This is a genomic window from Peijinzhouia sedimentorum, from assembly GCF_049340005.1.
In the GTDB taxonomy this organism is placed as follows: domain Bacteria; phylum Bacteroidota; class Bacteroidia; order Cytophagales; family Cyclobacteriaceae; genus CAXBDP01.
Window position 1 is genome coordinate 182,409 of sequence record NZ_JBMPIY010000006.1, and the last position, 22,102, is coordinate 204,510.

Genomic DNA, 22,102 nt, shown 5'->3' on the forward strand with positions numbered 1-22,102 from the left:
GCTTTTTACCATCTTTTAGGGCTTTGATGCTTACCTTTGGTTAACTAAATTTTATTGTTTCGATGAGTAAAAGTTGGGTGATAGGCGATGTACATGGTTGTGATAAATCTCTGAAAGCACTTGTAGAAGAACGGATTGTGCCGTCAAGAGGTGATGAGCTTATTTTCTTAGGAGATTATATCGATCGCGGCCCAGGTTCAAGGCAAGTGCTAGATTACATCATTGAGCTTGAGGATACATTTGAAGTGAAGGCTATTATGGGCAATCACGAGATTAGCATGATTGAAGCTTATCATGGTGAATTTAATATGAAATCGAGCTTTTGGAAAAAACCAAAGAATCATAAAAAACTAGCATGGTTTAGCTACGGTGGAGATAAGGCAATGAAAAGTTTTGGCGTAGAAGATATCAAGGACATTCCAAAACATTATATCGATTGGCTAGAAAAGCTTCATTATTATATACTCACACCTTCTTTTGCCATGGTGCATGCAGGATTCAACTTCGAAATTGAGAATCCTCTAGAAGATAAACATTCGATGCTCTGGATAAGAGATTTTAAAGTTGATAAGGACAAGATTAGAAACCGCAAAGTAGTACATGGGCATGTGCCAGTTCATTTAGATTTTATAAAAGAGTGTATTGATAGTTCTGCTTATTCTTTTGTGGATTTGGATAATGGTTGCGTGTATAATGATCGTCCAGGTCAGGGCAATTTGGTAGCGATGGAACTGGGAAGTTTGGAGCTTAAAGTCCAGCGAAATATTGATATGGATTAGTTAATCCCAAATCCCGTTTGGCACAATCTCTAATACATTGCCGAAAGGATCATCAAAATAAAATGACTTCAAGCCATCTTTCCATTCTTGCACATGCGTAATGGCGATATTCAAGTCTTTGATTTTTCGATTCCAGCTTTCATATTCGTCCAGGCTTACTTCAAAAGCCAAGTGTTGAGGTCCGTAAGCAAAGTGAGGTGGTAAATTTTCCTCTGTTTTGGTTACTTCTGGAATAAAGCATAGTAAAACAGAAGTCCCTGCTCTAAAGAATATATGTCTTCCTTCCACCTCGCTTATAAGTGGTAAACCAAGCTGCCCATTATAAAAATGCTTGGCTTTGGCTAAGTCATCTATATAAAGGCAAGTTTCCTTAATTTGAGTAATTTTCATGCTTAAAATCAGCGATTTTAGGCGAAAAAAATGATTTAGGCAATAACTGCGGTAGCAGCTAAAGTTTGTTCTTCGCTTACAAGTTCGAAGTATTTCGCAAACTCAGGTTTTGAAATCAGCTTGGAAGCTTTATTCCGCCCCCATTGTGAGCATACCTCGTACATGCCATTAAAATTTCGGCCTTCGTAAAGACCACCTTTTCTGAAACCATCTAAGCCACTTTGAGAGGCTGGCTCCTCAACACACAAATACTTTATCTTAAATTTCGTCATGACAATTAAATCCTTCTCCCTTATCAAACAGCAATTGGCCTGCAAAGGTTGAAAAATTATGTCAATATATATTAAGCATTAAAGTTTATTTCCGTATTGTCTCCGATGTTTAAACTATTTGCATGTCCTTTTATGAGAGAGTCATTACCTATAATTGACTTTTCAAGTACTGTTGAGTTGAGCTCGCTGAAGGAGCCTATGATGCTGTTTCTCACAATCGAATAATTCACAATACTATTATCACCAATGGCGACATTTGGTCCAATCACAGAGTTTCTGATAATACAATTTGCTCCAATACTTACTGGTGGAATAATGATTGTTTTGGGAAATTTGAGTTTGTTTTTGTCTTTAAATTCTGGTTTGTTCAGCAAGATGGCATTCGCTTTCAATAGAGAAGCCATTTTCCCACAATCGTACCAATTCTCTACATCATAAGAAATAAGTGAGGCACGATTCTCAACCATATACATCAATGCATCAGTCAGATGGTATTCTCCTAATGTACGAAGGTTATTCTTAATGGCATGTTCGATCCCATTCAATAAAAGCGGGAGGTCAGCAATTTTATAAATGCCAACAAGTGCTTGATTAGATTTGGGTATACTTGGTTTTTCAATCAATTTTGAAATAGCACCGTTTTTTTGCAATTCTGCCACTCCAAACAAGCCAGGTTCAGCCACTTTTTTTACACCAATTACATTCCCTTTTTTATTGATAAAATTTTCATAATCCATATTGAGGATTGAGTCTCCAAGAATGATCAGTAACTCTTCATCGTTAATAATTTCGTTCTTTGCCATCCATACTGCATGGCCAATTCCTTCTCTTGGAGATTGATTTACAAATCGGACTTTAATATCGCCATCGCTATAATGTTGCTCTACAAAAGCGATGATTTTCTCACTCAGATAACCAACTACCAAAATAAACTCCCGAATTCCTCCACCTATTAGCCGATCCATTATATGTGCTAATACTGCCTTACCAGCCACAGGCACTAATGATTTCGGCTGAGTATGTGTATGTGGCCTTAGCCTACTACCGATGCCGGCTAGAGGAATTAATGCTTTCATGGTTTTTGTATTTGTTGAATTGGGCTTGGTTTCCAAATCATTAGACCAAATATAGTAAAAGCATACAATCAATTTTGCAATTATACTTTTTCCAAATTGGACACAAAAAAAGCCACCTCTTTCAAGGCAGCTTTTTGATAGATTATTTCGTCATACTATTTATTGTACCAATGATCTCTCATGATTTCTGCTGTAGTTTCGTGAGTTTGTCCTCCCGCAGTCAGAATAACTCTGTATGTGCCTTCAGCAGCAGGTTCGGTCACATAATTGATATCGCCAAATCGAGCATTTATATCTTCTTCAGACATACCAAACTCTTTCATTCTTTCCATTTGAGCCTTCACTTGTGTGATTTCACGTTCAGTTCTCTCACGGCTGATCTGTTGCATTGGCCACATAATCTCGTTAAGACCCTTAGTTTTGGTGCCTGTCATAGAGTATACTTCTCTCGCTCCACGCATAATTTTCACAGTTACATCACCGCTCGGTACTTGGTTGAGGTGGTATCTAATCATAATGCCATTTGGCTCACTTTCACCTTCAAAATTAGTGTGTGGTGAGTGATTTTCACCAGTGCTTACCCAACGTACTTTTGGTTTCGTAGGGAATAGATGCGATGCTTTATTTATGTTTTCAGCAGTTAACTCATGCATCCAAGAAATATCAGCGATAAATGCACCTCTTCCGTGTGTACCAACTACCAAATCGTATTCACGCGGGTGGATTACAAAATCATGAATTGGATTTGTTGGCATATTGCCCTTCATCTTATTCCAAATCTTGCCACCATCAATGGAAACATAAATGGCCATTTCAGTACCGACAAATAATAGATTTGGGTTTCTTGGATCTTCTCTTATTACGTTGATTGGTTCATTTGGAAGATTGGCGCTTATCGAAGTCCAAGTTTTTCCAAAATCAGTCGTTTTGTAAACAAATGGTCTGAAATCATCATTTCTGAAACCTGTGTAAGTTACATAAGCAGTTCCATTGTAATGGTTAGAAGCAATAACTCTGCTCACCCAATAGCCAGGATTACCTGTGATATTACCATTTAGGTTTTCCCAGTTTTCGCCATTATCTAAACTTACCCATACATTACCATCATCAGTACCAGCCCATAATTGGCCTCTACGAATGGGAGATTCATCTATGGAAGTAATTGTACCGTATTGGATATTACCTGTACCTCCGATTTGCTCGGGAGTAGCAGTGCTCAAGTCTGGGCTAGCGTATTCCCAATTTTCTCCTTTTGTAGTTGATCTTAGAAGTCTGTTACCAGCATGATACAATACATTAGGGTCGTGGGGAGATAGCATAATAGGTGAATTCCAATTGTATCTCATCTCACGATCGTTGTGACGGATTGATTGTCTTTCGCCAGTTACTTGATCTACTCTCGAAATTGCGCCAAATTGAGATTCATTGTACAACCAACGGCTGTCTGTAGGATCTACCACATTGTAGAACCCATCGCCACCACCTACAGTTTTCCAATCTTCAAGTCTAATATTTCCACCGCTTCTTTTGGTGCTTGGGCCTTTTACAGAGCCATTATCTTGTAATCCACCATACACATTGTATGGGTATTCCATATCTACATTAATAGCATAGAACTGAGCTAGTGGTTTTTCGTCAGGATGATACCAAGTTTTGCCACCATCGTAAGTTATTCCCATGCCATGATCATAGCCAAGCATCATGTGAAGTGAGTTATTTGGATCGATCCAAAGTGCATGGTTGTCACCACCAAAGTTGAATGGTCGGTACCAGTTCTTTCCACCGTCATCAGTAGCCCACATACGTACACCAAGCACAATTACGTGATCTTCGTCATTAGGATCAACACGTAATTGTTGATAGTAGTAACCTGGACCACCACCAATATCTTCTCCGTCTGGACTTACTTTCGCCCAATTGGAGCCATTATCATTCGATCTCCAAACTTCTACACCTTTTACTCTTCCTTCTGGAGCAATACCTATTGTCAATTGGCGAAGCCTTTCAGAGTCGCTTACACCATCGATATTTACGTTTTCGATATTGGCGTATACCACATTAGGATTGCTTGCAGAATAAGCTAACCCTATTCTACCTAAAAAGCCTGTAGGTAGTCCTCCTTCAAGTTTTGTCCAAGTATCACCACCATTTGTGGTTTTGTAAATGCCGCTACCTGGACCTCCTTCGTTGAACGTCCAAGGAGTACGGATTTTGTCATAAGCTGCGGCTATGATTGTATTTGGGTCGGTAGGATGCATTACGAAATCCACCACACCGATATGCTTGTTATTTTCAAATACCGCAAGAGATTTTTTCCATGTTTTGCCGCCATCAGTAGTTTTGTAAAGGCCTCTTTCCTCATTATCAGAATATAAATGACCTAAAGCTGCAACATACACTACATCTGGGTTGATTGGGTGAACAATAACTCTACCAATATGGCCAGAGTTTGGTAAGCCTACATTAGCCCAAGTTTTACCGGCGTCTGTAGATTTATAAACACCATCCCCCCAATATGTGCTTCTTGAGTTGTTTGCTTCACCACTACCTATCCAAACTTGGTCTGGATGGCTTTGAGAAACTGCAACAGCACCAATAGATACTATATCTTCATTATCGAAAATTGGGTAGAAGGAAATGCCATTATTCTCAGTTTTCCACAATCCACCAGAACCTGTGGCGGTATAAAAAGTAGTTGGATTGCTTTCCACTACGGCAAAGTCTACATATCGACCACCCTGACGAGTAGGGCCGATTTCACGATAATGAGTTTTTCCTAGAATTTCAGAGCCTAATTGCTGTGCCGAAGAAATATGCGGCATAGCAAGCCAGCCTGAAGCAAGTACCATCACGACAGCCATAGTCGAGGTAGTAGCTTGTTTGAGCTTGATAAATATTTTGTTCATAGTTTTTGAGTGAATTAATTCAAAATCAATTTATGCTTATAATTTATGAGTTCCGAATGTATTTCATAGTATTGAATATATCAGGGATAAACGGTCGTTGAGAAATCCGTTTGGGAAACCATTCTTTAAATATTCACTTGTTGGTCATTAGGTTTATGTGTATTTTTCTAATTCCTTAACCCTAATTCAAGCATTATGAAGTTCTCAATTTTATTCAGTTTAATCTTCTGTGTTTTTAGTTGTCAGACTGCGGTCGTTAATGATGACAAGGAAGAAAAGAAGGCTTTGAAAAGGTATGATAGACCCGATGCTTCTATCTTGAGAGGTGTCGAAATTCCGGAAGGAGCTTCATTCTTCTTTTCAAGTGGACTGGTTGCTCCTGTATTAGATGAGTCAGCTGAAGTTAATACAGGAGAAAGGTACGGCGACACCTATATGCAGTCGGTTGGCATTCTTAATAGAATAAAAGAGCTGCTTACTGATGCGGATCTTTCCATGTCAGATGTGGTTTACTTACGAGTATACCTTGTGCCTGATAAAGCTAATAACAATGAGGTAGATTGGAGCGGTTGGTTTAAGGCCTATAGCGAATTTTTTGATAATCCTAAAAATCCAACCAAAGTGGCTCGAACAACAATAGCAATTCACTCCTTGGCAAATCCCGATTTGCTAATTGAGGTAGAAGCAGTGGCAGTTTATCCAGAATGATTTTCCAACTATTATAAACTTAACCTATACCAACACTATGAAAACCCTATTTTCTCTATTGATTGTAATGATCGTATTGGTTTCTTGTCAGTCGAATGATACAGCTGAAATCCCTGAGGTGATTCCTCAAGCTAGTGAGCCCGATTATGAGGTGATGTCACTTTTGGGCGAACCACTCAACCCTCCCGCTGCTCCAGCCGAGGTGGTGAAATCGCGGGAGGATGCACTTGAAGATGCCATCATTTGGCATGGTCGTCGCCTTGGCTATATGAGTCGTTTCAATGAAGCTATTGAAGTATTCACTACGGGTCTTGAAGATTTTCCAAATTCATACAAACTACTTCGCCATAGAGGACATCGCTTTGTTTCCGTTCGTAAATTCGATGAAGCAATCGCTGATTTTGAAAAAGCTAAATCATTAATGCCAGCTGAAATTGAAGTGGAGCCTGATGGAAATCCCAATGCACTTAATATTCCTTTGTCAAACACCCAATTCAATATTCTTTACCACTTAGGTTTGGCATATTACCTCAAAGGAGACTACCAAAATGCAGTGTCTGCCTATATTGACTGCTTGGAATATTGCGAAAATGACGACTCTGTAATTGCAACCAAGGACTGGTTGTATATGACATACCGTAGAATGGGTGCTGATGACAAGGCGGCAGAATTGCTTGAAACAATTACAGAAGATATGAACATCATTGAGAACGATTCATATTATAATAGAATGCTGATGTACAAAGGCTTAATGCAGCCTGAGGAATTGCTTGATATTGAAGCCTCGAACGATCCAGATATGGGAATTTCTCTTGCCACTCAAGGTTATGGTGTTGCCAATTGGTATTTGTACAATGGAGATGAAGCCAAAGCAAAGGAAATATTGAATTTGGTAGTCAATAGCCCAATATGGGCAGCATTTGGTTATATAGCAGCAGAAGTTGACTTAAGTAAAATGCAATAACAAGCGAAGCATTAAGAATAGGGACTGGGCAGTATTTGTTCAGTCCTTTTTTTTCCTGACTTGTCCACTTCTGAGTCTTTCAAAAAAATAGGGATTGATTTACAGCAAGATATCTCATTTTTTAGTTGGTTTGACCGCATTAATAGGGTCACTGCACACAAGAGTTGTAAAAACAAAGGGGACATCTCAGGCTGTCCAGATTTAGCGCTATCAAGACAGTCAACGTATAATTCTTAAGCATATCGGCTCTGGCTCAACTGATGAAGAAATTGCCTCCTTACAAGAGATGACCAGGGTATTTATTACTGATTATACCAAGCAAATGAACCTTTTCAAGGAGTTTCAACCCAATCAAGAGGCCGTATTGGTCAGTCAATGCAGTCCATTTGGGTGTATTATAGCTTTTTTTACGATGTATTCAGAGCCCTTCAACATCAACTTGGCTATGCACTGGAAGTGGATGCCTTGTTGAATGATTGGGTCGTGATGAGAATCTTTGAACCTACCTCTAAACTTCGGTCTATTTCGTTCCGTTGAAAAAAAATCCGTGAAATCGATTAATCCCTGCTTGCAGTATTTTCGCTCGTTATCGAAAGTCGGATTGCAAATCCTTTTTATCAGGGGAGTACGACATTTCAAATGTCGAACAGTTGCGGTGGGAGACCCGCAAGGTTTCGAAACCTTGCGGGTCTTTTTAAAAAATTGGACATATTTTGGGCATTGATCTTTGGGCAAAATTTTGCGATTTTGAGTCAAATTCCGCTCAATGATCATCGTATTTTTTTGGCCTGGCCGCACCCTCCATTTTGGGTGGTTTGCTTCGGCTTTGAACTAATTTGGTGAATCCTTTAGGGATAAAAAAATGAGTGTGCGTTTTATTCGCAATATGCGTTTATTGCACATTTTTCGTGATATTCGTTTTCTTCGTTTTATGTTCCTTTTTACGCAATATTCGCTTTATGCGTTTTCTGCGAGGTTCCGTACAATTAAAGCACAATGGGAAGACAAGGAAAGCACAAGGAAACCCTAAGGTAAACACCCACTAAAATGGGCTAAAATCGAGTGGAAAAAAATTCATATTTTAAATTTACTTATTCAAAATAATAGTATTTGAATATTTCCGAAAAAGTGACTTTCTGCAAAGAGGTTGGTTGATTTGGGCATAATTTGGTCTGAAACTGGGCAAAATGTGCATGGATAATGAGCTGCTTAGGCTTTGGGAATTGAAGGAAATTCAGGACTGTTTTGGGTGGTGATTTTGGTGATTTTTTGGTGGATCCTTTTAACTAACGGAAAATAATAAACGTTGATGAAGGAAAAAGGGTTGACGGTTGAAAAGAAGTTGACGGTTGACGGAGGACGGTTGAGGAATGTCCCTTGTCCATCCCTAAATACCGTTGACCGTTTGGTTCAACAATCATTTATAATTTCCATCGGGCAATTATGAGCCTGAGGTCGATTAGAGCCTTCTTAACCGAGTCCAAAAAGGTGACAGATGCTAGGCTATGGAATAAAATAACCAAAAGGAAATGAAAATCAGATCAGCCGTACCAAAAAACCTAAGCCAAATGATAACAAAAATTATTAGACCGCACTAAAACGGACAAGTCAGGAGAATAGGGACTGGGCAGTATTTGTTCAGTCCTTTTTTGTTTAAAGTAAAGAAATTTGGCCTTTATTAAATCGCTTAAATCGATTAAGAAATGCCTCCCGCTTTTTTCTCAAACTCAAAAAAAATGCTGTACCCAATGTGAGGAGGATACAGCATTTTAAAGTTTAATTTGGCTAAGCCTAGCCTTATTTTTTTACAATTGGCAAACTTATTTGGCTTGGGTATTCTCTAGAATGATGGATTTTGTTTGTGGCCACTTTACCTTTGGTTTCATCATAATTATTGCCCCCAGTATTCATATTACGATCGAAGCGAGGGAAGTTAGAGCTAGATACTTCAATTCGAATGCTATGACCTTTTTCAAAGTAATTGGAAGTAGCCATAGGTGTCATTTTTACTTCATAAACTTTGCCATCTTCCATCCATACTTCTTTATCGTAGCCTTCTCGATATCGAACGCGTTGTATAGTCTCATCCAGATTGAATGCTCTTCCATCTGGGTACACATCGATGATCTTGATAGTTAGATCAGTATCTTTTACATCAGATGATAGGTAAAGACTTGCTTCAATAAAGCCACTGATTTCAATTCCTTCTTCTAATGGGTCAGTAGTATAAACTAGAATATCGTCTCTCAACTCCATTTCTTGCTGATCCCAAGACCCACCTTGAATGGCGTTTCCAGTACAACAAACATTTCCTCCAAAGGAAGGCACAGGGCTCATTGGGTCATAAATAAAGCTATCTGGATTATCTTGGCGGGGGGTAGAGTTTATAAGCTTTCCATCACCTAAACGGCTGTTGGCATTTCCTTCACTACTTAAGAAAAAGGTGGTCATTTCTGCTCCTGCAGGTGGCCAAGTATCAGAGCTTTGCCATTCATTAGAGCCCATTGTAAAATATTGCACTTTGGGCATTTCTTGTCTTTGATTGCTGTCATCGCCTTTGAGCCAATAATCAAACCAAGCGAAAGTCATTTCATTGTATGGCAATCTTGCATCTCCCACGCTTCGCTCACCCACAATGGTATTTTCAGTAGCACGTGTGTAGCCACAATGCAAGGTGGGAGCAATTACCAAATATTGATTGTCTTTGGCTACTTGTGTTTTCGCATTTTCACGGATGTGATTATACATCGCTAAATTGGGTGCTGCTGCCACATCGTACCATGATACGAACCAATAAGAAGGCTTCTCGAATGGCATGTCATCATGATACAAACCTCCTTGATACCATTTGGGATCATTAGGTTTACGGGTTATCATTTCCTCATAAATGCCTTTAGGACCATTTACATTTTGGATAATATCTTGTACGGGTAAATGCTTGAGCCCTTCTGCCCAATCTATACGAGGATAGCGTGGTGCCATATCATAAAACCTTTGTAATCTTTGCAAGTCTTCTTGCATAATGCCTTCAGGCAATCGCGGTGCCATTGGATCGTGCTGTGTGCTATATAACCAAGTGGTAAAAAGCATCTGTCCAGCACCTCCTCGATACCAATTGCCTTGCTCATGGAATTCGCCTATACGTCCTACTCCAGCACCGAAACCTTGAGGTACAAGAGCAGCATGATTGGGGTGATCCATTGAGGCTACAGCCATTTGCCACTCTGCTGTAGAAGAGCAGCCGATGGTGCCTATTTTGCCATTGCTCCAAGTTTGATTTCCCATCCAAGTAAAGGCGTCGTATCCATCAGTCAATGGAGTTCCAAGGATATCCCAATTTCCTTCGGAGAAGAATCTGCCACGTTCATTTTGAACGACATAAGCATAACCTCTTTTCACATATTCCAAGGCTGTTTGCATGGTACGTGTTACCAATTCACCATCTCGGTAGGAGTTAAAGTTGTAAGGTGTTCGAGAAAATACAATTGGAACGGGTTGATCAGTCTTAGGTCTATAAATGTCGGTTGCCAATCGCTCTCCGTCCCGCATTGGCATCATTACTTTTTGGTCGATAATGGCTACTTCTTCTAGTTGCCTTAAGATGTCTTCCGATTGTTGGGCTTGTGATAGCACAGGTAAGAAACTGGCTATACATAGAAATAATAAAGAAATTCTTTTCATGAGCTTGGGGATAAATTGAAAAAAGCTAGAGTAGTTAAGCTGTAAGTTTGCTGTATGGGAAAAATAGCAAAATTTATCCAAATTAAATATAATTATATGTAAAATTCTGATTTTTAATGTATTGTGAAGTTAGGCTTTTAAAAATCTTATTTGAAGGTAATTTACATTGCTAATGCTATTCCCAGAATAATGGCGGACAAGTCAATAAAAAAGGTGCTCGATCGAGCACCTTTTTTATTGGTAAGAATTTTTAAGTCAATTTTATCTCTGACCAGTACGCTGTACTTGTGGCCCAACATTTTGCAAGCCGGAAGCAGAAAGTCTGTCGTTGTAATTTTTCAAATCAGTTTCAATAAAGGTTCTGATTTGAGATTTTACTTGATTCCATTCTTGCTCTAAGTCACCTAGTCTTACTTTTTGGCCAGTTGTTACTGGAGCCGCAGCATTGTTGATAAGGTTTGTCAGATGGATAAAGTGGTTGTCTAACTTGTTTTCATAGTTGATAACATCTTGGAAGGTTTCCTGCTTTGGTTGTATCATTAGCCATTCCATTTCATCAATATCCGAAACCATTGTATTGCTTGCTTCTAATATTGCTTCATATTCTGGGTCATCACCAATTCTTTTAATAATTGATTGAACCTGAGTACGAATGTCGCGAAGGTCATTTACTCTAGCGTAAATCTGAACCAAATTTTCATTAAGTGCTTCGAGGATTCTCTGTTCCTCTAAGTATTGCTCTTGTGTAGCTGTTTCTCTTGGATCAGGTTTTACTTCTACAGTTTGTGTAAGCACTTTGTCGCCATGAGTAAGTTTTACAGTATAAGTGCCAGGAGCAATTCTATAGCCACCACGACCAAAACCGGCAACAAGACCTTCAGGGCCTTCTACAGGTGGAGTTGTTAAGTCCCAATAAACCATGTTAAGGCCTTCTTTACCTTTGATTTTATCGCTAGGTAATTTCGAGTCATGTGCAAAAGTGCGGAGGGTTTTTCCTGATGCATCCAGGAACTCAACCTTCAAAGGAGTTTCTCCATCATGTCCATCCTTCAAAGTATAATATGCCATAACACCATGATATGGATTTTCGCCTAGTCCATTTTTAGTAGCCTCTTTGTTTTTATTGAATGGCGTGCGGAGAGCATCATTTGGTTTGAACAAATGCATATCGGCATTGGCTACTTCACTGCTAAGTTGGTGTAATGGAGTAAGATTATCCAAAACCCAAAATGCTCTACCAGCAGTTGCTATCACAAGATCATCATCATAAACTAACATATCAGTGATTGGTGTCACCGGCAAGTTGTTTTGGAATGGCTGCCAAAGGTCACCACCATTGAATGAAACATACATCCCTGACTCTGTACCCAAATAAAGCAAATCTTTACGCTTCGGATCTTCTCTTACCACTCTTGTGAAATGCTCATCTTTTATGCCATTTACAATTCTCTTCCAAGTCTGACCATTGTTTGTGGTTTTGAAAACATGAGGAGTAAAATCATTCACTTTATAATCATTTACAGCGATGTATGCTGTATTTGGATCGTGTGGTGAAACCTCTACAGCATTTATGAGCATTGTTTTGGTCAAGTTTGGAGGACTTACATTTTTCCAATTTTGGCCGCCATCTGTAGTTACATGAACTTGTCCATCATCTGTGCCAGCCCAAAGTACATCAGCACTATGTGGAGATTCAATAAGGTGAATAATGGTTTGGTAAATTTCACCTCCCGCTCCTTCACGGGTGATTGGTCCGCCACCATAATCTAAATATTGAGGATCATTTCGAGTAAGGTCGGGACTTACTTCTGCCCAAGTCAAGCCTCTATCTGTAGATTTAAGAACCACATTGCCTGCATGGTAAATAACATCAGGGTTAAACTGAGAAACGATAATTGGTGCATTCCAATTGAATCTATATTTCTGATCCAAAGGCTTAGAACCTAAACCGAGAAATGGATAAGCCATTATGTCTTTGGCGGTAGCAGTAGTTCTGTTCCACTCATTAATAATGCCTTGGTAACAACCTGCATAGACAAATTGAGGATTTTTAGGGTTGAATGCAACAAATGCAGACTCACAACCTCCAACTGAGTAAAATGCTCCCCAAGGAATGCCTGGGCCATTATGTGCACTTGGAATTGCAATAGTAGAATTGTCCTGCTGCCCACCGTAAACAGTGTATGGGAAAAGATGATCCACATTTACTCTATATATTTGTGCAGTCGGCTGATTTTGTTGCGTAGACCAAGTTTTGCCTCCATCGAGGGAGATGTTGCCACCACCATCATTAGCGTTTGCCCAAATTTCTGGATGCTCTGGATTGATCCATAGGTCGTGATTATCTCCGTGCGGTGTTTGAATTCTTTCGAAGGATTTACCTCCATCGATGGATTTCATAAATGGCGCATTTAGAACATACACTTTATTTTCATCAACTGGATCGGCAAACACGTGCATGTAATACCAAGATCGGGTTCTTAGGATTCTCTCCTTATTAATATTGGTCCAAGTTTTACCTGCATCATCAGATCTAAATAAACCACCATCTTCTGCTTCCACGATTGCCCAAACTCTTTTATTATTTGCTGGAGAAACAGCTACACCAATTTTGCCCATAAATTTTGGTAGTCCGTTTGTGAGTTTTTCCCATGTATCTCCACCATCTACAGACTTGTAAATAGAGCTATTTTCTCCACCACTGTCTACAATCCAAGGATATCTGCGGTGTTCCCAAAATGCGGCATACAGTACTCTAGGGTTAGTTACATCGAGGCTTAAATCACTTACGCCAGTGTTTTCATCTAAATGAAGTACTAGTTCCCAAGTTTCGCCACCATCCATGGAACGGTAAACACCTCTTTCGTCATTGGCTCCATAAGGACTTCCCTGCGCACCTACATATACTATATTGTGATCTGATGGGTGAACTTGCACGCTTGATATTTGTCTAGTACGATCTAAGCCCATGTGCTTCCAGGTATCACCACCGTCTGTAGATTTGTAAACCCCGTCGCCGTGGACGGTCATTACACCACGAACGGGCGCTTCACCCATGCCAACATATACCACATTAGGATCCGAAGGCGCTACTGCAATAGCACCTACTGAGCTAGAAGTGAATTGGCCATCAGATACATTTTGATAAGAGATGCCAGCGTCTTCTGTTCTCCAAAGTCCACCACCCGTGTACCCAACAAAAAATGTGAGTGGTTTGGATGGGATACCCGTAATAGCTACCGACCTCCCGCCTCTAAAGGGGCCGATATTTCGATAACTCATTTCCTCATATAATGAGGTGTCGTAAATGAGTTGGTTTTGTGATAGGATGTCTTGAGGGAGGCACAAAAGTAAGCCTACCATTAAAACAAGATTTTGCAAAATTTTCATCATAGGTTGTTTAGGTTATCATTTTCATTATTTAAAGATAAGAGGGCAGAATTTAGAAACACATTATTATTTTTCAAAAGCTATTATTTCGATTGGTATATATTTCACAAAATATAATTTTCAATTTGTTGATATTATTGAGCAAAACAAAATTTCGTAAAATTAAAAACGGATGAATTTTAATTATTCGAATATTTGAAAAAAAGGATATAAATTCGTTTTGCTTTGGTGAATACAAAGCCTATTTTTCGATAAGTTTTCAGAAAATTTTGAACAATTAACCTAAACACTAACCCTATGAAGAAAACCTTACTATCCGCCTTGGCGGTGCTGTTAGCTGTAGGAATGGGCTTTGCCCAGCAGCGTACAGTCTCAGGTACAGTGATAGCAGCCGATGGAGAATTTCCATTGCCTGGTGTCAACATTCAAATTAAAGGTACCGTCCAAGGTACTTTTACTGGAGGAGATGGAAAATTTACTTTGGAAGTTCCATCCAATGATGCCGTATTAGTTTTTTCACTAATCGGATATGCCACTCAAGAAGTGGTTGTCGGTACTCGCACAACGATTGATGTTTTGTTGGGAGAAGATATTAGAGAACTTGGCGAAGTAGTCGTAGTTGGGTACGGTGAGCAAGACCGTAAGACTGTTACTTCATCTATATCTTCTGTATCAGCCAAGGACATTGAAAATATACCTACAGCTAGCCCTGATCAATTGATGCAAGGTCGTGCCTCTGGTGTATTAGTACAGTCGCAATCAGGTACTCCTGGTGGTGGTATGTTCGTGAGAGTTCGTGGTTCTACTTCAATTACAGCTGGAAATGATCCATTGTATGTAGTCGATGGTGTGCCAATTCTTTCAGGCAACTTGTCTGGTGTAGGAGTTGGTGGACAAGTTACAAATGCAATGTCTGATATAAATCCAGCAGATATTGCCTCCATTGAAATTTTAAAGGATGCCTCTGCAACTGCAATTTATGGTGCACGTGCAGCAAACGGTGTTGTTCTAATTACTACGAAGCGTGGTGATAATAGTAAGGCTAAAATAAGTATTGGCTCTTATTACGGAACACAAAGTGCATGGAGAACTCCTGACCTAGTAGATGGGCCTACTTTTGAGGAACTTAGAAACGAAGCAGCGGTTAATAATGGGGGAAATCCTATTTATACTAATATAGGCAGTAGACCTTCCACTAATTGGGGCGATTTGGTATTTAGAGACGCTCCAATTAGTAATATGGATGTTTCTGTTAGTGGTGGAGATCCTAAAGTACAATATCTAGTTTCTGCTTCTAGTTTTCAGCAAGAAGGTATTGTTGCACCATCTGCTTTTGATAGAAAGACTGGGCGTTTGAACTTGGATATTCTTGCAACAGACAAATTGAAGTTAGGAACAAGTATGTTGTACTCAAGAAGTACACGTAATAGAGTTCAAAATGATGATAACATTAATGGTGCCCTAGGAGGTACCCACTTCTTTCCACCTAACTTGGCTCCTTATAATGCTGATGGGGACTACACAAAATTCTCAATTTTTGAGAATCCTTTAGCTGTTATCAATGAAAATGATATTACCATGAATACAAACAGGGTATTAGCAACTGTTTATGGTGAATATGAATTCTTCCCTGGATTATCATTGAGAAGTTCATTTAGTGTAGATTACAATAATGTAAAAGAGGATGTATATGTTAATACGTTTTTGAATGCTGGAGCTTCTACAAATGGTTCAGCAACTTCTGTAGTTACTGTAGATGATAACTGGATTCAAGAGAATGTACTTAACTATCAAACTAGAATAAATGGAAGACATGATTTAGGAGTACTACTTGGTACCACCCTTCAGCAGTCAACATTTGAAAGAACAACAGCAGGAGGACAGCAATTCCCATCAAATGATTTCAAAAGAATTGCTTCTGCAGCGGTACAAACTTCATCTTCTGATGGTTCAATGTGGGGTATTGCTTCTTTATTTACAAGAATCAACTACTCTTTGGATAACAAATATTTATTGACAGTAAACGTCCGTCGTGATGGTAGTTCTAGATTTGGTGAAGCTAACCAATGGGGTACATTCCCATCTGTAGCTGCTGGCTGGAGATTGTCCGAAGAGGATTTTTTGCAAAATACTCCAGCGATAAGTGAATTGAAACTTAGAGCAAGTTATGGTATAACAGGTAACCAGAATGGAATTGGTAATTTTCAATCAAGAGGACTATGGGGTGGTGGAGCAAACTATACAGCAGCACCAGGTACACAACCAGCTCAATTAGCAAACCCTGATTTGCGTTGGGAAAAAACTGCTCAGTTTAACATTGGTGTTGATTTAGGCCTATGGAATGATAAGTTAACTATTACAGCAGATTATTATGATAAGCAAACGTCAGATCTGTTATTAGCAGTGCCAATTCCAATTTCAAGTGGATTTAGTAGCATTGTGCAAAACTTTGGTGAAGTGGAGAATAAAGGATTTGAATTGGGAATCAATGCAAACCTAGCTTCTACCGAAGATTTTAACTGGAATCTTCAGTTTAACGTTGCTCAAAATAGAAATATGGTGAAGAAGCTAGCACAGCCAATAGCCGTATATAATAGAGATATTGTTCGTATTGAAGAAGGAGCTCCTTTGTATTCTTTCTGGTTCCATGATCAATTAGGTGTAGACCCTGAAACAGGTGACCCTATTTGGAGAACAATTGATCCTAATGCAGATTTTGATCCTAACGTAGATAGATTTCTAGTAGGAAACGCTTGGCCTGATTTCTTTGGAGGGATCACTAATACATTGAATTATAAAGCATTTGATGTTATGATATTCTTCCAATACTCATTAGGGAATGACCAATTATTTTGGACTAGATTTTTCCAAGAACATGGTGGAACTCGTGATACTAACTTCCTTGCTACTCAGTTAGATCGCTGGCAGCAACCAGGTGATGTGACAATGATACCTCGCATGACTAATGCAAACTATGCAGCTAACTTGAGACCTTCACGCTTTGTTGAAGATGGTTCTTATGTGAGACTGAAAAACCTTTCAATTGGTTATACATTACCAACTGATTTGATTAGCAGAATTGGGATGGGATCTGCAAGAGTTTATTTGAGTGGTCAGAACCTTTTGACTTTCACAAATTATTCAGGTATGGATCCAGAAGTGACTTCAACTGCTTCTACAACACTTACACAAGGTGTTGATTTCTATGCGACTCCGCAGCCAAGAGTTATTATGGGTGGCTTTAATATTACATTTTAATTTTAATCCTAGAACAACATGAAACTAAAAAATATATTTTCTTGGATTGCCCTCTCAAGTGTAATTGCTTTCAGTTGCGATGTACTTGAACAAGAACCAGAGACACAAATTTCTGATCAGGGTGCTTTTACAAATGAGAAAAGTGCAGATGCCGCATTAGCAGGTATGTACCATCAATTGCAAGCAGCTGGATATTATGGACGTAATTTCCAAATTATATCAGATGTAAGCGCAGACATTGGGCAAAGTATTGGGACATGGGATTTTTACCGTGAATTAGATACCTATGCATTAGATGCTTCAAATTTGGAAGTTACAAACTTCTATACTGCTGCTTACCAAGCGGTAAACCAGGCTAATAATCTAATCGCATCAGTTCCAGCAATTGAAATGGCTGAAGCAAAAAAGAGCAATATTACTGGTCAAGCTTATTTTGTTAGGGCTTTAGCGTTTTTTGATCTTAATAGAACTTTCGGTGGTGTGCCTGGAAAGGTGGGAACCAAAAGCGTTGTGTTGCCAACGGAACCTTCAAGAGGAGTAAATGATGGACTGTACCCTACGCGTCCTGATTTAGCAGCAGGTTATACACAAGTAAAAAATGACTTAACTCAGGCATTAAGCTTATTGCCTGAAGCACAAGCCTCTGATGCATTCTCAAGATCAAGAGCTGTAAAATCTACTGCAAGAGCTCTATTATCTAGACTGCACCTGTATCTAGGAGAATGGGATGATGTGATTACTCAGTCAACAGCAGTAATTAATGATTCTAGATATACGCTTATGGCAAATTACGCTGACATTTTTGCAGGTAAACTTACTTCAGAAGCAATTTTTGAAATTGAGTTTAATAATGCCGATCAGAGTGGTATTCGTAACTGGTATTTGCCATCAACTGGTGGACTAGGGGGGCGAGGCGATTTAGCTATGCATACTGATTTTGTAAATGAGATTAGGTCTAATCCGAATGATTCAAGAGGAGCTATGTTTGGTTTTAATTCTGCACAGGGCGTTTATTATCCACTTAAATATCAAAAACCAGGAAATATTGATAATACTCATGTGCTTAGGATCGCTGAAATGTATTTGAATAGAGCTGAAGCTTATGCAAATAAGAATTCTATTGCACTTGCTGTGGCTGATTTAGATATGATTAGAAATAGAGCAGGTTTGGCAGACTATTCTGGCGCCATGACCCAAGAGGCCGTTCTATTAGCTATTGAAAAAGAAAGAGCTTATGAGTTTCATATAGAAGGACACAGGTTCTTTGATTTAGTAAGAACAGGGCGTGCTTTGGTAGTGCTTTCAGCAGTAAATAGAACTAACTCATCTGTCCCAATTGCAATCGGTCAAGCCTTTAAGCAAATTTTACCTATCCCAAGAGTAGATATTATATCTAATACTAACTTGGAGCAAAACGAAGGCTACGGTGACTAACACAAATGAATTGATTATTATTATTTTAAAATTAAAAAGGGAATCCAGTACTGGGTTCCCTTTTTAATTTTTACGTCATAGATACAATTCCTCCTTTTATACTTAGAAAAGTGCCATTGAAATAAAAAATATCCTGTTTGTTTTTCATTCAGGTGAAACAATTATAAATTGATATTCCCTAAAAACTATTATGGGTAACCTCTAACTAAAAACAATTTATTATGAAGAAAACCTTACAACTTTTTTTCTTCGCTTTAATCCTACCGGGATTCCTGTTTGCACAGGAGAGGGTAGTGCGAGGAAAGGTAGTCACAGATGCAGAGGAATTTCCACTGCCAGGAGTAAACATTCAGGTAAAAGGAACTACCACAGGGACTTTTACTGGTGGTGATGGCTCCTTTGAAATAAGAGTTCCAAGCAATGAGGCCGTTTTGGTCTTTTCTATGATTGGGTATTTGCAGCAAGAAGTCACTGTGGGAGCCAGGACTCAAATCGATATTCGATTGGCTGAGGATATTCAAACCTTAGGCGAAGTAGTAGTAGTTGGGTATGGACAACAGGAACGAAAAACCCTTACAAGTTCCATTTCCTCTGTAAGTGCTAAGGATGTGGAAAACATTCCGATTACCAGCCCAGATCAATTAATGCAAGGCCGTGCGGCGGGTGTTACCGTCGGTTCTCAATCTGGTGAGCCAGGAGGAGGGATGTTCGTACGTGTAAGAGGTACTACCTCAATCAATGGTAGTTCCGATCCATTGTACGTAATTGATGGTGTGCCACTACAAGCAAATAACTTAGCTGGTAGTACATTTGGTCAGCCCGTAAACCCTTTAGCGGATATCAACCCTGCTGATATTGCATCTATCGAAATTTTGAAGGATGCATCAGCCACGGCGATATATGGAGCTCGCGCTGCCAATGGTGTGGTTCTAATTACAACGAAAAGAGGTACTGAAGGAAGAGCTACCGTGACAGTTAACTCATTTATTGGTACTTCTAAAGCATGGAGAGATCCAAATTCCATTCGTGTAGATGGGCCTACATTTGAAATGTTGCAAAACGAAGCTGCTAGAAACAATGGCAGACCTGAGCCTTATCCAAATCCTAGCCAAGCTATCGATACCAATTGGTTCGATTACTTGTTCCAAGAAGCCAGCTCATATAACCTTGATGTATCAGTAAGTGGTGGTGACGAAAGAGTTAAATACTTCGTTTCGGGTAACCAAAACTACCAAGAAGGAATTTTGAAGCCTGCCAATTTCGAAAGAACAACAGGCCGTATGAATTTGGAGTTTTTGGCAAGCGACAAACTGAAAGTAGGTATTAATGCTACTTATGGTGTAAACACTAGAAACAGAGCATTGAATGGTAATGCGATTAATGGAGCACTAAGTACAGGTTATTTTTACCCATCTAATTATCCAGTTTACAATGCAGATGGTTCTTATTATCGCCCATTCTGGGAAAATCCAGTAGCTGTAGCTGTTGAAACTGATTATTTGATGCGCACCACGCGTTTTATAGGTAGTACATATGCAGAGTATGAAATTGCGAATGGTTTGATTTTCAGAACTACCTGGTCTATGGATAATAGCTTTGTAGAAGAAGATCAATATTCAAACACTCGTTTAGCGACTGGTGAGGCAAACAATGGTTCTGCTTCTTCCACAATTACTACAGATAATAACTGGATCAACGAAAATGTTTTGACCTACCAAACAAGATTCGGTACTGACCATGATTTGAATGTGCTTTTTGGTAATACTTTACAAGAAAATAGGTTTACTAGAACAAGTGCTTCAGGTACTCAGTTTGCAAATGATTTATTCAAAAACATTGCGTCTGCAGCTGTGAAGAACTCTTCCTCTGTAGGTTCTTCTTGGGGCATTGCTTCTTACTTTACCAGAATTAATTACGGATTCCAAGGAAAGTATTTGCTTACATTGAATATGAGAGCTGATGCATCTTCCCGCTTTGGTGTAGACAATAGATGGGGTTACTTCCCTTCTGTAGCTGCAGCATGGAGAATTTCAGATGAAGCATTTATGCAAGATCTTTCAGCTATTAGCGACATGAAGTTCAGAGTTTCTTATGGTGTTACTGGTAACCAAGCAGGTATTGGTGACTTCCAGTCAAGAGGACTTTGGGGTGGCCAAAGAGGTGGGTTGAACCTTGGTGGTCAAGGTCAGCCAGGGGGGCCTGCAGCTTATGTTGATGATGCAGGTATTACAGCCAATCAATTGGCAAACCCTAATTTGAAATGGGAAACTACTAATCAAATTAACTTAGGTTTAGATTTAGGCTTATTTGAAGATAAGTTGACTGTTAGTTTGGATGTTTATAACAAGCAAACCAAAGACTTACTTTTGGCAGTACCAGTACCAAGAACAACGGGTTACAGCTCATTAGTCCAAAATTTTGGGGAGATTGAAAACAAAGGATTTGAGTTGGGTATTAATGGTACTATTATCCAGAAATCTGATTTCAATTGGAATGCCAGCTTCAATATTTCTCAAAACAAAAACCTTGTTAAGAAAATTGCTTCTCCTTTCACAACTTTTACTCGTGACTATATAAGAGTAGAAGAAGGCGCACCACTTTATTCTTTCTGGGTGCACGTTCAGAATGGCGTTGATCCTGAAACGGGTGATGCAATTTGGGAAACTGGAGGAGATGCAACCTTCAACCCGAATGTCCACAGATATCTGTATGGTGATGCCAACCCGCGTTTTGTTGGTGGTTTAACAAATACCTTGAACTACAAGAATTTCGATATGATGTTATTCTTCCAATTTAGTGAAGGAAACGAAGTGCTGAATTATGGTAGATTCTTCTTTGAGCATGGCGGTACTAGAACTACAGGTTACACATCGCAGCAATTGGATCGCTGGCAGCAACCAGGTGATGTTACTGATGTTCCAAGAATGACTACTGCAAACTATGCTGCTGATTTACGCCCAAGCAGACATGTAGAGGATGGTTCTTATTTAAGATTGAAGAACTTAATGGTAGGGTATGCTATACCAACTGACGTTACCTCCCGCCTTGGCATCGGTATGTCAAGAGCGAGAGTTTACTTCCAAGCTCAGAACTTACTTACTTGGACAAACTATACAGGTTTAGATCCTGAAGTAAGTACAAGTCCAGGAAACTTGGTAGCTGGTGTGGATATCGCAGTTATGCCACAGCCTAGAACATTTACAGGTGGTATTACACTTACATTCTAACCATTAAACTAAAAAGC

General features: G+C 39.3%; 12 protein-coding genes. 6 read left to right on the top strand and 6 right to left on the bottom strand.

The window, feature by feature from the left end; translation table 11 throughout:
- Positions 1-62 precede the first annotated feature (62 nt).
- Entirely contained in the window at positions 63-779 is a 717-nt protein-coding gene (locus ACOXY8_RS10530) for a metallophosphoesterase (protein ID WP_458331550.1), read from the top strand.
- On the opposite strand, the gene ACOXY8_RS10535 is transcribed toward ACOXY8_RS10530, so the two are convergent.
- The 4 genes from ACOXY8_RS10535 to ACOXY8_RS10550 form a co-directional block, all read right to left on the bottom strand.
- Positions 780-1,169 carry a VOC family protein gene (locus ACOXY8_RS10535; RefSeq protein ID WP_458331551.1) on the bottom strand — a complete coding sequence of 130 codons (390 nt, stop codon included), beginning with the start codon at positions 1,167-1,169 and terminating at the stop codon, positions 780-782. It abuts the gene before it with no gap.
- Positions 1,170-1,204: 35 nt separating this feature from the next.
- Positions 1,205-1,441, bottom strand: coding sequence for a hypothetical protein (locus tag ACOXY8_RS10540; protein ID WP_458331552.1), 237 nt, complete (start codon positions 1,439-1,441; stop codon positions 1,205-1,207).
- A gap of 71 nt (positions 1,442-1,512) precedes the next feature.
- On the bottom strand, positions 1,513-2,517 hold the full coding sequence (locus ACOXY8_RS10545) for a sugar phosphate nucleotidyltransferase (RefSeq protein WP_458331553.1): 1,005 nt from the start codon (positions 2,515-2,517) through the stop codon (positions 1,513-1,515).
- Between the two features lie 155 nt (positions 2,518-2,672).
- On the bottom strand, positions 2,673-5,423 hold the full coding sequence (locus tag ACOXY8_RS10550; protein ID WP_458331554.1) for a WD40/YVTN/BNR-like repeat-containing protein: 2,751 nt from the start codon (positions 5,421-5,423) through the stop codon (positions 2,673-2,675).
- Between the two features lie 195 nt (positions 5,424-5,618).
- Between ACOXY8_RS10550 and ACOXY8_RS10555 the strand changes: the two genes are divergently transcribed.
- Positions 5,619-6,131, top strand: coding sequence for a RidA family protein (locus tag ACOXY8_RS10555; RefSeq protein ID WP_458331555.1), 513 nt, complete (start codon positions 5,619-5,621; stop codon positions 6,129-6,131).
- Positions 6,132-6,168: 37 nt separating this feature from the next.
- A complete protein-coding gene (locus ACOXY8_RS10560) occupies positions 6,169-7,095 on the top strand; it encodes a tetratricopeptide repeat protein (protein WP_458331556.1) in 927 nt (308 codons plus the stop codon).
- A gap of 1,797 nt (positions 7,096-8,892) precedes the next feature.
- On the opposite strand, the gene ACOXY8_RS10565 is transcribed toward ACOXY8_RS10560, so the two are convergent.
- Both ACOXY8_RS10565 and ACOXY8_RS10570 read right to left on the bottom strand, forming a co-directional pair.
- Positions 8,893-10,776: a CocE/NonD family hydrolase gene (locus tag ACOXY8_RS10565; RefSeq protein WP_458331557.1), complete on the bottom strand. Its 1,884-nt coding sequence runs from the start codon at positions 10,774-10,776 to the stop codon at positions 8,893-8,895.
- A 261-nt stretch (positions 10,777-11,037) separates the two neighbouring features.
- Positions 11,038-14,139, bottom strand: a complete 3,102-nt coding sequence (locus tag ACOXY8_RS10570) for a WD40/YVTN/BNR-like repeat-containing protein (protein ID WP_458331558.1) — start codon at positions 14,137-14,139, stop codon at positions 11,038-11,040.
- Positions 14,140-14,463: 324 nt separating this feature from the next.
- Here ACOXY8_RS10570 and ACOXY8_RS10575 point away from each other — a divergent pair, with 324 nt between their 5' ends.
- The 3 genes from ACOXY8_RS10575 to ACOXY8_RS10585 all read left to right on the top strand — a co-directional run bounded on the left by ACOXY8_RS10575 (position 14,464) and on the right by ACOXY8_RS10585 (position 22,085).
- Positions 14,464-17,424 (top strand): SusC/RagA family TonB-linked outer membrane protein, encoded by a 2,961-nt coding sequence (locus ACOXY8_RS10575; protein WP_458331559.1) that lies wholly within the window; start codon positions 14,464-14,466, stop codon positions 17,422-17,424.
- An 18-nt stretch (positions 17,425-17,442) separates the two neighbouring features.
- Positions 17,443-18,858, top strand: coding sequence for a RagB/SusD family nutrient uptake outer membrane protein (locus ACOXY8_RS10580; RefSeq protein ID WP_458331560.1), 1,416 nt, complete (start codon positions 17,443-17,445; stop codon positions 18,856-18,858).
- Positions 18,859-19,079: 221 nt separating this feature from the next.
- Positions 19,080-22,085 (top strand): SusC/RagA family TonB-linked outer membrane protein, encoded by a 3,006-nt coding sequence (locus tag ACOXY8_RS10585; RefSeq protein ID WP_458331561.1) that lies wholly within the window; start codon positions 19,080-19,082, stop codon positions 22,083-22,085.
- Positions 22,086-22,102: the final 17 nt, after the last annotated feature.